Here is a 14,017-nt window from a genome sequence, read left to right as displayed (position 1 = left end):
ACGGCCTAGTCGCCGGCGCTGGCCGCGTCCAGCTTCAGGGGAATCAATCCTTCCCTGTCCACCTTCGCCTGGACCTCGCCGCGCAGGCTTACCCGCTTGGGATCCAGGTTGGGCAGCCGCTGCTTCAGGGCGCCGGCCACCGCGATCGCCCGGGCCTGCGCCAGGGCTTTCAAGGCTTGTTCCGCTACCGGTTCGGTCTTGGCGACACGGTCGCGCAGGGCGCCGACATAGCCTGTTTCATCCAACACGGGGGGCGGCGGGGTCTTGGCGCCGAGGGCCGCCGGGGGCGTATGGGTGAAGGAATCGCGCAACCGCGGCAGTTGGTCGGCGCCCAGGCGCTCGACGAACTGCGCCTCCAGGAACTGGCGCTGGCCTTCCAGGGTGTAGTGGTCGGCCAACGCCTGAGCCATGCGGGCGTCCAGCGCATCCCCCTGCAGCTGTGCCTTGTCCGCCTCCGGCGCCATGACGCCAGGCACGACCAGGGCCAATTGCGGCCGGGCGCCCAGCGCCTGGGCCAGATGGACGATCTTCTCCTGCTCCGGCGGGGAAAGGTCGGCCCGGCCGGGGGCGAAGTCGATATGGTCCAGCTTGTCCGCGTCCGCCCCGTCGAACAGCGCGGCCAGGGCGCGGAAGGGGGCGGTGACCAGATTGGTCAGCAGGTCGGCGGCGGCGGCACGGATGACGCTGCCGATGTCGAAACGCGGGTCGTTGATGTTGCCACTGACCGGCAGGTCGACGTTGATCTTGCCCTCGTCATCCTTCAGCAGGGCGATGGCGAGATCCAAGGGCAGGTCCAGCGCGCCGGGCACATCCACCCGGTCGCCCAGCTTGATGTCGCGGATGACGACGCGGTTGGCGCCGTTCAGCGCGCCGCCCTTGACCAGATAGTGCAGGTCGACATCCAGGCGCCCCCGGTCGATACGCCGGCCGGCGAACTTCACCGTGTAAGGCGACAGGTCGGGGAATTCGACGTTGCGGAACAGCATGTTGACGTTGGAATCGCGGCCGGGGTCGAAGGGTACCAGCCGCCCGTCGATGGTCACCTGGCCGAAGTCACCCACCTGACCGCGCAAGGCTAGGCGCGAGGACGCCGTGGCGCTGGAACTGAGCGCCGCCACCTCCCCCTGCAGGTCGGTGATGTGGGCCGAGAAGGGCAGTGGCAGGGAGGCGTCGCCGTAATCGGCCTTGCCGCCCGTGACCACCACCCGGCCCACGCTGACCGCCGGGGCCGGTGCCGAAGCTTGTGCGGCCGCCCCGGCGGCGGCCTTGGCCCGTGGCACTATCAGATGGTTGAAGTTGGTGGTCTGGTTGGCCGCCACCTGCAGGCGCAGATAGGGGGCCGCCACGGTGACCTGGGAAACGCGCAGCTCATTGGCCGCCTGGCTGTATTCAAAGCGGTCGATGCTCAGACTCTCCCAGGAGACGACCGGGATGCCGCCGCCCTGCTCCGCCACCGTCAGCGACCGCACCTCGCCCTTGCCGACCACGATGAGACCGCCAGGCGTCTTGTCCTCGGGCGGTGTGATGGTGATGTCACCCTCCGCAGACAGATTGCCATCGTTGATGTCCACCCGGGCGCTTTCGCGCACATAGGGCTGGGCGGCGGCGGCCGGCAGGTCGGTCAGGGTGGCCGTGGCCTCAAGCCGCAGGGCCGGCAGCGCCGTGACCTTGCCGTGCGCCGTCACCTGGCCCCCGCCGGACAGCGCCGCCGCCAGGGTGAAGGGGAATGCGGCGCCCGCCTGGTTGGAGAGATTGTCCAGGGTGAGGTCGATGGGCGTCAGCTCCAGCCGCGCCGGCTCATGCAGCGCTTGATCCTCCACCACCGCCTTGGCCTTGCGCACCTGGACCTTGCCCAGTGTGGCGGTCCACGGCGGCGCGTCGGTCCCCTTCGGTGTCGGCATGGCCGCTGGATCGGCATCTCCCACCAGCCAGGGCATGGGACCGACGCGACCGTCCGCCTGGCGCCGCAAGGCCGCGGTCAAGCCGTCCAGGCTGAGGCTGTCGGCGGCGAAGGTGCGTTCCGGCCAAGCCAGGCGCCCGCCGGCCAAGCGCAGTTCCGGCAGGGTCAGGAAAGGCGCCGCCACCCCGGTCTCATGCACCGCCAGGTCGCGCAGCGCCACACCCGCATGGGTGACCGCCAAGGCATAGGCACCGTCGGCGCGGCGGCTGACCTGATAATCCAGGTCGACCGCGAGGGTGCCGGTCGGCACGGTGACCTTGAAGACATCGCCGAAATAGCGGGCCGCCAGGGGAATGTAAGGCCCGCGCGCCGCCACATGGCCGGCGGAGACGATGGGGTTCAGGCCGGATGTGCCCGTCCATTCCAGGGTGGCGCCGCCCTCCAGCCCCACCTGCAGGTGCTGTTGCCCCTGGCGTTCCGGCAGGGTGCTGAGGTCGTTGAACTCCATGCCGACGGGGCCGACCTTGGTCTTGAACGGTGTGCCCGGCACCTGGTCGGTCACGTCGGCGGCCGCGTTGGTGACGGTCACGCGATGGATCAGCAGGCGCGGCAGGCCCTGGCTGGGCGCGTCGGCCTTGGCCTGGTCCTCACCAGAGGCGGCGGCCTGGATCAGGCGCCCGATGTTGGTGTCGGTCTCGCCATAGCGCACCAGGGTGGCTTTCAGGCCATCCAGCTGGATGTCGTTGACGCCCCAGGCCCAGCGCAGCAGTCCGCTGGGCGCCAGGCGGACATAGAGTCGGTCGAAGCCCAGCAGCGGAGCGCCATCGGCCTCCGTCAGGCGGAAGCCGCGCAACTCCACGCTGAGGGCGTAAGGGTTGACGCGCACCTCGTCCAGGGTGGCAGGGCGTTGGAAGGCTTTCTGCGTCACCTCCACGATTTCCCGCCGCAGCACGGGCGGGGCGACGAAGAAGCCCACAAGCGTGTACAGCGCCAGAATGAGGACGGCCCAGAAGCGCTTGCGCCGCACGGTCCACCACAGGCGGGGCTCGCCCAGGCGCTGCCGGCGGATGAAAACGCCGAGACGATGGCGGAACGAGGACGGCGTGGGTGGCGGGATCGGCATGGGATGGGGTCCTGCGGCGTGGACCCCATCCTATAATGGCAAAGCTGCAAGGGATATGGGCTTGGTGTCGTCCGGACCTGCCCGGACGACACTAACCCTTTGGGTCAGCTTATGATTCCCAAGCTGCGCCTTATTGGGGATCGCCGTAGACGATACCCCGGCCATGGGTTCCGACATAAACGCGGCCATACCGCTTGGGATCGCCCGACACCTGCAGGATCAGGCCCCACTGGTGCTGGTCATCGTTTACCCGCACCCAATGCCGCCCGGCATCGTCGGAGCGGAAGATGCCCCGCTGATGGTCGATGGTGCCCACTAGGTAGAGGGCGGCGACGTCAGCCCCGGGGGCAGCCTTGCCGAAGCCGAAGGCGTGCAACTCCTCCACGCCGGGCAGGCGGGTGTAGGCCCCACCATCGGCCGTGCCGTGGTAGAGCCCATCGAAGGCGGCGATCCACAAGTCGCCCTTGCGGCCCGGCGTGGCGTACAGGGCATCCTGGCCGCCACGCGGATCGCCCCGGCCGTTGCGCACCGCCGCCGGCGTGGGCAGGCCGTTGGGCAGGGTGAAGGGCCGCGCCTGGAAATGGGCGGCGCGGTCGGTGCTGACGTACAGTTTCCCGTCGAACAGCGACAGGGCATAGAAGGTGTTGGGATCCGCAGCGTCGCCGATCACCCGCACGCCATCCGGCAGGCCCTGGGCCGAGGTCCAGGTGGCGCCGTGGTCGGTGGTGACGAAGGCGCCGGACACCAGCCCCTCCTTAGCCCCCTGCGGCGTCCACACCCAGGTGGCGCCATCGGCGGAGACGGCGACCTTGCCACGCTTGGCCTCCGGCACCGGCATCTCCGCCGGCTTCCAGCTGCGGCCGCCATCCAGGGAATAGCCGATGTTGGGCGCGGGATAGCGTTCGTCATGGATGCCCACGCGCACCACCACGCCGGGATTCAGCGGTGCCGACACCACGCTGTCGGTGTTGCCGAACAGGGGCGAGGAGGCAGCGCCCTCCGGCGCCGGCTTGTCCAGGTCCCAATGCACGAAGCCGCCATAGTCGCCGATGGCGGAGATCAGCGGGGCGCCTTGGACGGGGCTGTTGAAGGCCATGCCCACCGTTTCCTCGATGCCGGTGCTCATCACCTGCCAGTGGCTGGGCTGGCCCTTGTCCACGGCGGTAAGATCAAACGTCTCCCACCCGCCGTAGCCCGTGGTGAACAGGGCGTGGTCAGGGTTGGCGGGATCGATCTCGATATCGAACAGCCAGTGGATGGGCGTGGGCTTCACATAGGGCGCCAGGCTGTAGTCGTAGACGCCGCCATTCTTGCCGTCGCCCTTGGGGCCGCCGAACACGCCGTGCCAGGTCTTGCCGCCATCCACGCTGCGGAAGATGTCCTCCCCCAGGCCGGGGTAGGACCCCGGCTGGCGGTGCCGGTCGAAGGAGCTGGCGATGACCACCTTGGGATTGTGCGCGTCCACCGCCACGGCGGCGTAGCCGAAGGCTGCCCCTTTGGCCGCGTCCGGCTTCTCCGGCGTGATGTCGGTCCACTTGCCCCGCCGGGTGTCCAGCTTCCACACGGCGCCGTCGGTCATGCGGGTGGGGCCAGGGCTGCTGCCGTACGAGATGTAGAGCGTGCCATCGGCGGCGAGCGCGGCGCGCGTTGGCCGATTGGCGGTGGGCTGGCCCGGCACGGGCGTCCAGGTCCGGCCGCCATCGGTGCTGCGGAACAGGTTGTCCCGCCCCTTGAGGGAGGCGCCGACGTAGATCGTGCGGCTACCCTTGCCGTCCTTGGTGGCGCTTCTGGGGTCGAAGATCACGAACACCAGGCCGGACCCGCCGCGCGCCCAAGGCGACGCGCCGGCCGCGATCTCCTTCGACAGGTCCTCCGTCACATCGGGAAAGCTGGCGACGCGGTTCCAGGTGGACGCGCCGTCGTGGCTGACCCACAGGCCGTCGTGGCGGGTGCCGAGGTAGAGGGTGTCCGGGTCATTGGGATCGACCGCCAGGCGTTCGCCATTGCCACGGCCGTTCTCGTTACCACCGAACTTGATGGGCACGTCGACGCGGCGGAAGGTCCGCCCCCGGTCGTCGGAGCGCACGATGGCGCCGGTGGGCGCCTGCGGGGCGGTGTAGGTGCCCAGCGCCATGTAGACACGATCGGGGTTGTGCGGGTCCAGCGCGATGCTTTCCACGCCCATCAGGTTGGTGTCGGCATAGGACACCCAGTCCAGCAGGGGGATCCAGCGCTTGGCCCCCTCGTCCCAGCGGTAGGCGCCGCCCATGTCGGTGCGGGCATAGCGCAGGCCCGGCACGGTGGGGTGGAAGATGATGCCGTCGACGAAACCGCCGCCCACGATTTGAACGTTCTTCCACTGATAGGGCGCCTGCCCCGCCAGCACGGGCCCTTGCGGCGCCGATGGCGCGGCGGCGACGGGCGGTGCCTTCCGTCCGCCATCAGTCTGGCAGCCGGCCAGCGCGAGAGCCGCGACGGTGGCGAGCAGCAGGCGTCGCGCCCGCGTGGAATGCGAGTTTCCTGTCATGACAGCGTTCCCAACCCCATTTTGTAATCGTTTTCGGGGCCACTGTTGCTCAAGTTACCGGTAACATCAAGGGCGCCGGCCAAGTCCGGAATGTCGCAGCCGGCGGGAAGCCGGCGCAACAGGCGGTTCGGCATGCGGCATCGCCACGGGCCGCCAACCGCCATCAAATCTTCACGGTCAGTCACGGCATAGCCACGGGACGGTCGCTGGCACCCGCCCGCATCATCCTGGCGTTCCCGGCAGGATATCATGTGAAAGGAAGCCCATGCCCACCCCTACGCCGCCGTCCCCAACCCCCGGCCAAACCGGAACCAACGGCCCCGCCAAGGTCAATGACCGCCATGTCGACGAGTTGCTGGACGAGGCGCTGGAGGAAAGCTTTCCCGCCAGTGACACGCCGTCGGTTCCCCCATCACGGGATCCATGACGGGGTATTGTGCAGCGCGAAAGGAGCCTTGACAGACCGCCTCGCCAGCCGTTAATCACCGCCCATCATTGGGGAGTAGCCGCCCGCCGATTTTGAGCGGGCGCCGCGTCAACAGACTTGGGCCCCATCGGTGCATCACCAGTTCGGTGCCTCACCGGTGCGGCCCATGGCGCGTGCGACCGATCCGCCCTGCGCGGATCGTTGGCGAGACCAGTGGCATGTCGCGTCCGCCCTGGCCGGGCCGGGCGCGGACTGCTGCTGTCGTCCGCCTGGCCTGTCGCTTTGCCGCCCCCCGAGGTCTGTACCATGCCCATCACCACGTCCTTCGCCCTGGCGTTCAGCCTGTCCATGGACGCCTTCGCCGCCTCACTGGGCAAGGGTGCCAGCCTGAACCGCCCCGGCGTGCGGGAGGCGGCCCGGGTGGGTGCCTATTTCGGCCTGTTCGAGCTGGCGGCCCCCATCCTGGGCTGGGGGCTGGGCCTGTCCTTCGCCCATTACATCGAGGCCTACGATCATTGGATCGCCTTCGGCCTGCTGTTGATCGTGGGCGGCCGCATGGCCTGGCTGGCGTGGAAGAACGACGATGAGGACAAGCCCAAGGCCGACCGGCATTCGCCCCTGGCGCTGGCCATGACCGCCATCGCCACCAGCATCGACGCCACCGCCGTCGGCATTACCCTGGGCTATATGAATGTCGACGTGCCCACCACCATTGCCCTGATCGGCCTGGTGACGTTCACCATGGCCTTCGGCGGGGTGATGCTGGGCCGGGCCGCCGGTCCCGTGCTGGGCCGCTGGGCCGAGGTGCTGGGCGGCCTGGGCCTGATCGGCATCGGCGCCAAGGTGCTGTACGACCACACCCTGGGAGGCTTTGGCGGTTAAAGCACTATAGCGTCCAGCTTGGCCAGATGCGGCACCTGGGCGGCCATATCCAGGAAAGATCCGGTGATGCTGTTGCGGGCCAGACGCGCCAGCTGCACCCGGTCCAGCCCCAGGGCCGCCGCCACCCGCACGTAATTGTCCAGCAGATAGCCGCCGAAATAAGCCGGGTCGTCGGCGTTGACCGTGGCCTTCAGCCCCAGGTCCAGCATGCGCCGCAGGGGATGCGTCTCCAGGCTGGGCACGACGCAGAGCTTGAGGTTGGACAGCGGGCACACCGTCAGCGTCGTGCCCTGGTCCACCAGCCGCCGGGTGAGGGCCGCATCCTCCAGCGCGCGGTTGCCATGGTCCAGGCGATCCACGCCCAGGATGTCCAGCGCCTGCCAGACGTAGTCGGGCGGCCCCTCCTCCCCCGCGTGGGCCACCAGCTTCAGCCCCCGCTCCCGTGACGCCTGGAACACCCGGGCGAATTTGGAGGGCGGGTTGCCCACCTCGGATGAATCCAGGCCAACGCCGGCGATGCGGTCCAGATAGGGTTCCGCCGCCGCCAAGGTGGCAAAGGCTGATTCCTCATCCAGGTGGCGCAGGTAGCAGAGGATGAGGCGGGAGGTGACGCCCAACTCCCTCTCCGCCGCCGCCATGCCGGCCAGCAGGCCGTCGGCCACCACCTGGAAGGGGATGCCCCGGTCGGTATGGGTCTGGGGATCGAAGAAGATCTCGGCATGCACGCCACCATCGGCCGCCAGCCGCCGGAAATAGGCCATCGCCAGGTCATGGAAGTCTTCTTCCGTGCGCAGGACCTGGGCGCCCTGGTAATAGATATCGAGGAAGTCCTGGAGATTGGTGAAGGCGTAGGCTGCCCGCACCTCCTCCACCGTGCGGAAGGGCAAATCCACCCGGTTGCGGCGGGCGAAGTCGAACATCTGCTCCGGTTCCAGGCTGCCTTCGATGTGCAGGTGCAGCTCCGCCTTGGGCAGGCCGCGGATGAAATCGGAGAGAGGGTCGGTCATCGGGCTGCCTTTCATCATCGCAAGAATGGCCAGTGTAGCCCCAGCAATGCCGCCGATGACAGACCTTCCCGCACCGCCGTTAAAAGGCCGATTACATCTGGGGAGGGTATATCAATCCCACATACCCGTTAAACGGGTGGATTGGCGACACTTATCTGCTAGATTGCACCCCAATAACTCAACCAGAGGCGGCGTGGGCCGCGAAGAGGGGGTGGAGCATGCAGAGATATCCGGCGCGCGGCGCGTCACTGAGGGTAAGCCTGGGGGCCGGTGTCGCCGGCCTGGGCCTGATGCTGCTGGGGGCCGCCCAGCCGGCCGCGGCGCAGAGCACCTTCGCCAATCCCCCCAGCCTGCCCCAGACGGCACCGGCGAAGGGCTCAGCCAACGTCCCCGGCCTGCCCAAGGCGCCATCGGCCATCAGCTTGGCTGACAGCCCGACGGCACACGCCGGCAAGGAGCGGGCTTTCGACCTGCACATCCAGTACACCGACGCCGCCCTGTACGACCCGGGCGAGCAGCGTTACCAGCGCGTGCACCTGCGCAGCTATGTCGGCACCGGCGTGTCGCCCGGCACGCCCTATGTGGCGCCGGAGATCGACGTGACGCCGGGCGACACCGTGCGCGTCACCCTGCACAACGACCTGCCGGCCGACCCCAGCTGCAATGACCACAGCATCACGCCGGACACGCCGCACTGCTTCAACGGCACCAACCTGCACTCGCACGGCCTGTGGGTCAGCCCCACGGGCAACAGCGACAACGTTCTGATCTCGCTGAATCCCGGCGTCAGCTTCCAGTATGAGTACAACATCCCGGCCGACCATCCGGCCGGCACCTTCTGGTACCATCCGCACCGCCACGGCTCGACGGCCCTGCAGGTGGGCAGCGGCATGGCCGGCGCGCTGATCATCCGTGGTGACCGCAAGCCCACGCCCCAGATCAACGGCGACCTGGATACCCTGCTGATCGGCGCCGACGGCAAACCCCTCAAGGAACGCACCCTGGTGTTCCAGCAGATCCAGTACTACTGCCTGGACGACAACAAGACGCCGACCTGGGACTGCAAGGCCAACCAGACGGGGATCATCGAAACATACGGGGCCGTGCAGAACCCCCCGGGAACCGTCCCCCCGACCAGTGACGAGTTCAGCCCCGGCAGTTGGGCGCAGTCGGGGCGCTGGACCAGCATCAACGGCGTCATCATGCCCACCTTCACCGACGCCCAGGCGGGCACGGCGGAACGCTGGCGCCTGATCCACGCCGGCGTGCGCGAGACCATCAACGTGGAATTCCACAAGATGGCGGACACCACGACCGCCACCGCCCGCCCCAGCAAGAACGGCGCGGACAAGTTCGTCGACACGGTGTGCACCGGCCCCGCCGTGCCTTACCAGGTGGTGGCGGCCGATGGCCTGACCATGGGCAACACCCTGACCAACACCAACACCACCCTGCAGCCCGGCTATCGCTATGACCTGATGGTGGTTTTCCCCGAGCCCGGCAACTACTGCGTGACCCAGAGCCCGATGGCCGCGGACGTCACCGTCAGCCGATCCGGCACGCTGCGCAGCCTGCTGGGCGTGGTCACCGTGCGGGGCGGCACCCGCACCGCCGATCCCATCCAGACCCTAGTGAATACCCTGGTGGCCTCGGCCCAGAAGAACATGCCGGCGGACGTCCGCAACCAGATCGTCGCCGACCTGACGACCAAGGACGCCAAGGGCAAGCCCAACATCCTGCTGACCCGCTTCGTGCCCCACCCCACCATCCAGGAAGGCGAGGTGGCGGGCAACCCGACGCAGGAAATGCTGTTCTATCTGGGGCCGAAGGACCTCAACAATCCGAACGGCCCCGCCATCTTCACCGTGGGCAACACCTTCCAGTTGGGCGCCGACGGCCGGCCCCAGACCCATTCCTATGACCCGAAGGTCGTGGACCGCTCGCTGATCCTGGGCCAGGCCCAAACCTGGGAACTGCGGTCCTATGGGGTCAACCACCCCTTCCACATCCATGTGAACCCATTCCAGATCGTGGCCATCCTGGACCCTGACAACAACGACGTCAGCGCCCCGGGCTATGTCGAGAAGGATGGCGACAGCCAGTACGCCGGCCTGCGCGGCGCCTGGAAGGACACGCTGTGGGTCAAGACCAAGATCCCGTTCGGCGCCACGCTGACGGACAAGACCAAGGGCTATTACCGCCTGATCGTCCGCACCCGGTATGAGCGGTACATTGGCGAGTACGTCCTGCACTGCCACATCCTGGACCATGAAGACCAGGGCATGATGCAGAACGTGGAGATCGGTGTGGGCGACGGCAACGGCGGCCTGGCCAAAGCCCACCACTGATTCTCCCGGCCATCCCTTCCTGACAGCGGCCCAGCCCTCACCGGCTGGGCCGTTTTTCGTCTGGCGTCCGGGTGGCGCCATTCCCCCGCGCATGCTGTGCGCGGCGTCCGCCCGGTGGCGGGCCACGGGATGCACGCGGGAGCGTCGCGCCTCATGGGTTGGTACGGCCCTGCATGTCGCGCACGCTCCGGTTAACCTCCGTGACATCCCAGTGAATGTTTATATAAATTCAAGTGTCTGCGTACGTGTGTAAGCAGCCAAACGTAATAAATACAAATGCAATATAAACACCGCGTAAATACGTTTGTATTCAGTTTCTAATTCGTTGGTAGTAGTTTTTTACGTATCGCCCTCTCTTAATGTTGCCTTAATACCTTCTTTCCTATTCTTTGGGTTAGGGCTGTGACTTGGGGCGGAGGGATGCCGCATCAGGACACCGGCCGACTATCCTTGGCGGGGAAAGAAATGGTCGCTTTCTATAAGCAAATCATTGACTTAGAGAAGCTCGCGGAACTGGTGGAAGCGGATGCCCCTTCGCTGGGCAGTGTCTGCCTGGCGTCCGACGGGCGATATCAGGTCCGGGAGTTCCATTTAGAAGGCTTAACTAAGCAGGTCGCCACCTACTTGGCGGCGGGCTTTTGCGGGCGGGCGGAACAGGACTTCCCCCACCTGACTTGCGCCTGGGGCCGGGCCCGCGTCGGTTCCACCGCCATGGCCAACCTGTTCGGCGTGGCCGGCATGCCCTCGTACTACCAGCCGACCAAGGCGGTCATGCGCCATGTGCTGGCCGCCGACTGCCCCGGCCCCTGGGCCATTCCCCTGGCCGACCAGGCGCCGCATATCTTCTGCAAGGACGTGGCCGGACCCTATCTGACAGCGGAGTGCCTGTACATCCCGCTGCAGATGCTGATCGAGGCGGGTTATCCCGCCAGCCGCCTGCACCTGGTGATGCTGGACCGCGAGCCGGTGCACGCCCTGGCATCCTGGCTGCGTAAGTGGTCGCATCGGATCAGCCGGGACCAGTTGCTGGAGAATTTCGTCATCGCCTCCCTAAACGCCGCGCGGGTCGAAAACTACGCCCGCCGGCAGGGCGTGCCCGTGACCCACTACGTTCATGAGGCGGCCCGGCAGCCGGTGCTGTCGGCCGCGGCCCTGTTCCACCGGCTGGGCCTGTCCGATTACTTCACCCCCGAAACGGTGACCTGCTGGCAGCGGATGGACAGCCTGGACGACAGCCAGTCGCGCATCCTGTTCCCGGTGGAGCCGGAGGCCTATGCCGCCCCGGGCCTGCATCAGCAGGCGGGTGGCATCGGCTGCTACGCCTATCAGGACCGGGACCGGGGGGCGGTCACGGACACGGACCTGGATCTGCTGTGCCGTCATGGCGTGGATGAGGTCTATGCCCGTAACGCGGCCGCCTGCGCCCGCGACCTGGACCTGCCCCGCGGCCTGTTCCGCGAGGACGACACCGCGTCTGCCGCCGCCGTCGCCTGACCCCTACGCCCTGCGCGAGAGATCCGATCATGCTGAACAAACTAAAGATTTCCCACCGGCTGGCGCTGTTCATGCCCATGCTGGTGCTGGCCCTGGGCCTGGCTGTCAGCTTCGCCCTGACCACGCTGCGCCACACCCTGACCGAGGACCGCAAGGAAGAGCTGAAGCAGATCCTGATGGTCACCCGCGGGGTGGCGCAGAACTGGTACGACCGCGAGCAGTCGGGCGAGTTGACCCGGGCTCAGGCGCAGAAGGGCGCCCAGGACGACATCCGCAAGCTGCGCTTCGGCAATGGCGAGTACGTCTACGTCAACCAGTACGACGGCCTGACCGTCGTCCACATCAAGAAGGAATTCGAGGGCAAGAACCGCATGGACTTCAAGACGGCCGATGGCGTCGAGACCGTGCGCCTGGGCATCGAGGCCGCCAAGCAGGGCGGCGGATCCTTCACCTACACCTACCCCCGGCCGGGCAGCAAGGGCGGCCCCGCCGAGAACTTCCCCAAGATGACCTACAGCCTGGGCTTCGAGCCATGGCAGTGGGCGCTGGGCACCGGCATCTACGTCGACGACATCGACGATATCTATCATGATATATTGATTGATATGCTGATGCTGACCGCCATCGTGGTGGGCGCCGGCGGCCTGGTGGCCTACATGCTGGCCCGCAGCATCGCCAAGCCCCTGAAGCTGATGACGGAGCGCATGGGCCAGCTGGCCGATGGTGACCTGACCGTCGATATCCCACTGTTGAACGACCGTCACGAGATCGGCCGCCTGGCCCGCGCGCTGGAAGTGTTCAAGCGCAACGGCCTGCGCAACGCCGAACTGACCCAAGCCCAGCAGGCCGAGCAGCAAGAGAAGCTGCGCCGCCAAGAAGCGGTGGAGGCCTCGCTGGCCGATTTCCAGCAGCGCACCGCCCGGGTGCTCAGCAACGTGGTGCACGCCTCGGAAGACGTGCGCAACCATTCCTCGGGCCTGGCCGACATGGCGACGCAGAGCCGCGGCATGGTGGAGATGGCCAATCACGCCTCGGCCGAAACCACCGGCAATGTGCAGATGATCGCCAGCGCGGCCGAGGAACTGGCCGCCGCCGTGGGAGAGGTCAACAGCCAGGTCACGCGCTCCACCGATATCGCGGAGCGGGCGGTGGCCCAGGCCGAACAGACCGGCGTCACCATGCAGGGCCTGGCGGATGCGGCCCAGAGCATCGGCAACATCATCCAGGTCATTCAGGAGATCGCCGGCCAGACCAACCTGCTGGCGCTGAACGCCACCATCGAGGCGGCGCGGGCCGGTGAGGCGGGCAAGGGCTTCGCCGTGGTGGCCAGCGAAGTGAAGACCCTGGCCAGCCAGACGACCAAGGCCACGGACGAAATCCAGGGCTACATCACCGGCATCCAGCAGGAAACCTCGCGGGCGGTGGAGGCCATCGGCAGCATCGCCACCGTGGTGGGCGACATGCGGACGATCGCCACCGCCATCGCCTCCGCGATGGAACAGCAGGGCGCCACCACCTCGGAAATCGCCCGCAACATCAACCAGGCGGCCATGGGCACCCAGCAGGTGTCGACCAACATCGTCGGCGTGGCGGGCGCAGCCGAGCAGACCAGCCAGTCGGCCAACGCCCTGCACACGGCCTCGGAAGCCCTGCGCCAGGACGCCGACGCCCTGAACGCCGAGATCACCGGCTTCTTCGCCCGCCTGCGCGCGATCTGAAGACAGTAAGGGGGGAGAAAGGGCGGCGATCTCCGCAAGGAGGCGCCGCCCTTTTTGAGGTCTCAGCTGTGGGAGAAGGGCGGGACCAACACCGTGCTGCCCAGCTGGACGGATCCAACGACGGTGGGGTCGCTGTAGTAATTGGCGTAAGTCACCACCGTGTTCCCCGTCGTCAGCGACAGCACCAGGTCGTTGCCCGACTGCTGGAAGACAAGGCTGCCCGGATCAACGTCGGAGGAGAACACCAGCACATTGGCGCCCGCCCCATCGGTGATGACGTCAGAACCGCTGTTCAGGCCAAAGACGTAGGTGTCATTCCCCAATCCACCAGCGAAGGTGTCATCGCCTGAACCGCCGGTAATGACGTTATCCAGGTCATTGCCCGTGCCGGTGAAGGCGCCCATCCCCGTGTAGGTCAGGTTCTCCACATTGTCACCCAGCGTGTAGCTCGCCAGCGTCGTACGGACCTCGTCCGTCCCGGCCCCGACCACCTCTGTCACCACGTCACCGGCGTCATCCACCAGATAGGTGTCGTTGCCGGTACCGCCGACCAGCGTATCGGCTCCGGCGGCGCCGTCCAGCACGTCGGCC

General features: G+C 67.3%; 9 protein-coding genes and 1 riboswitch. Of the genes, 5 read left to right on the top strand and 4 right to left on the bottom strand.

Going from position 1 to position 14,017, the window contains the following annotated elements; translation table 11 throughout:
* Window positions 1-5: 5 nt before the first annotated feature.
* A complete protein-coding gene (locus tag FBZ88_RS16720) occupies window positions 6-3,023 on the bottom strand; it encodes a DUF748 domain-containing protein (protein WP_145618359.1) in 3,018 nt (1,005 codons plus the stop codon).
* Between the two features lie 130 nt (window positions 3,024-3,153).
* Complete coding sequence (locus FBZ88_RS16715; RefSeq protein ID WP_246138704.1) at window positions 3,154-5,550, bottom strand: exo-alpha-sialidase; 2,397 nt, start codon at window positions 5,548-5,550, stop codon at window positions 3,154-3,156.
* 265 nt (window positions 5,551-5,815) lie between these two features.
* On the opposite strand from FBZ88_RS16715, the gene FBZ88_RS30320 reads away from it, so the two are divergent.
* Together FBZ88_RS30320 and FBZ88_RS16710 are read left to right on the top strand one after the other, a co-directional pair.
* Window positions 5,816-5,977 carry a hypothetical protein gene (locus FBZ88_RS30320; RefSeq protein WP_186464453.1) on the top strand — a complete coding sequence of 54 codons (162 nt, stop codon included), beginning with the start codon at window positions 5,816-5,818 and terminating at the stop codon, window positions 5,975-5,977.
* 58 nt (window positions 5,978-6,035) lie between these two features.
* Window positions 6,036-6,205, top strand: a riboswitch (yybP-ykoY riboswitch).
* Between the two features lie 78 nt (window positions 6,206-6,283).
* Window positions 6,284-6,859 carry a manganese efflux pump MntP gene (locus FBZ88_RS16710; protein ID WP_145618358.1) on the top strand — a complete coding sequence of 192 codons (576 nt, stop codon included), beginning with the start codon at window positions 6,284-6,286 and terminating at the stop codon, window positions 6,857-6,859.
* Here the strand turns inward: FBZ88_RS16710 and FBZ88_RS16705 are convergent.
* Window positions 6,856-7,866: an adenosine deaminase gene (locus FBZ88_RS16705; RefSeq protein WP_145618357.1), complete on the bottom strand. Its 1,011-nt coding sequence runs from the start codon at window positions 7,864-7,866 to the stop codon at window positions 6,856-6,858. The two genes, FBZ88_RS16710 and FBZ88_RS16705, sit on opposite strands and share 4 nt — an antisense overlap.
* A gap of 218 nt (window positions 7,867-8,084) precedes the next feature.
* Between FBZ88_RS16705 and FBZ88_RS16700 the strand changes: the two genes are divergently transcribed.
* The 3 genes from FBZ88_RS16700 (at window position 8,085) to FBZ88_RS16690 (ending at window position 13,426) form a co-directional block, all read left to right on the top strand.
* A complete protein-coding gene (locus FBZ88_RS16700; RefSeq protein ID WP_145618356.1) occupies window positions 8,085-10,214 on the top strand; it encodes a multicopper oxidase family protein in 2,130 nt (709 codons plus the stop codon).
* Between the two features lie 465 nt (window positions 10,215-10,679).
* Window positions 10,680-11,708 carry a sulfotransferase family protein gene (locus FBZ88_RS16695; protein WP_246138703.1) on the top strand — a complete coding sequence of 343 codons (1,029 nt, stop codon included), beginning with the start codon at window positions 10,680-10,682 and terminating at the stop codon, window positions 11,706-11,708.
* 29 nt (window positions 11,709-11,737) lie between these two features.
* The gene (locus tag FBZ88_RS16690; RefSeq protein ID WP_145618355.1) at window positions 11,738-13,426 is read left to right on the top strand and encodes a methyl-accepting chemotaxis protein; all 1,689 of its coding nucleotides are present in this window, start codon (window positions 11,738-11,740) and stop codon (window positions 13,424-13,426) included.
* Between the two features lie 62 nt (window positions 13,427-13,488).
* Here the strand turns inward: FBZ88_RS16690 and FBZ88_RS30565 are convergent.
* A partial coding sequence (locus tag FBZ88_RS30565; RefSeq protein WP_425465793.1) for a calcium-binding protein occupies window positions 13,489-14,017 on the bottom strand: 529 nt, incomplete at its 5' end.

Source organism: Nitrospirillum bahiense (genome assembly GCF_007828025.1).
In the GTDB taxonomy this organism is placed as follows: Bacteria; Pseudomonadota; Alphaproteobacteria; order Azospirillales; family Azospirillaceae; genus Nitrospirillum; species Nitrospirillum amazonense.
The sequence above is the reverse complement of the archived record's forward strand: the minus strand, read 5'-3'. Positions and strand labels throughout refer to the sequence as shown.

Excerpts from the sequence above, each read along its gene's own strand:
- FBZ88_RS16700 (WP_145618356.1), top strand. The coding sequence starts at position 8,085 with ATGCAGAGATATCCGGCGCGCGGCGCGTCACTGAGGGTAAGCCTGGGG.
- FBZ88_RS16690 (WP_145618355.1), top strand. The coding sequence starts at position 11,738 with ATGCTGAACAAACTAAAGATTTCCCACCGGCTGGCGCTGTTCATGCCC.
- FBZ88_RS16715 (WP_246138704.1), bottom strand. The coding sequence starts at position 5,550 with ATGACAGGAAACTCGCATTCCACGCGGGCGCGACGCCTGCTGCTCGCC.
- FBZ88_RS16720 (WP_145618359.1), bottom strand. The coding sequence starts at position 3,023 with ATGCCGATCCCGCCACCCACGCCGTCCTCGTTCCGCCATCGTCTCGGC.
- FBZ88_RS16705 (WP_145618357.1), bottom strand. The coding sequence starts at position 7,866 with ATGACCGACCCTCTCTCCGATTTCATCCGCGGCCTGCCCAAGGCGGAG.
- FBZ88_RS30320 (WP_186464453.1), top strand. The coding sequence starts at position 5,816 with ATGCCCACCCCTACGCCGCCGTCCCCAACCCCCGGCCAAACCGGAACC.
- FBZ88_RS16695 (WP_246138703.1), top strand. The coding sequence starts at position 10,680 with ATGGTCGCTTTCTATAAGCAAATCATTGACTTAGAGAAGCTCGCGGAA.
- FBZ88_RS16710 (WP_145618358.1), top strand. The coding sequence starts at position 6,284 with ATGCCCATCACCACGTCCTTCGCCCTGGCGTTCAGCCTGTCCATGGAC.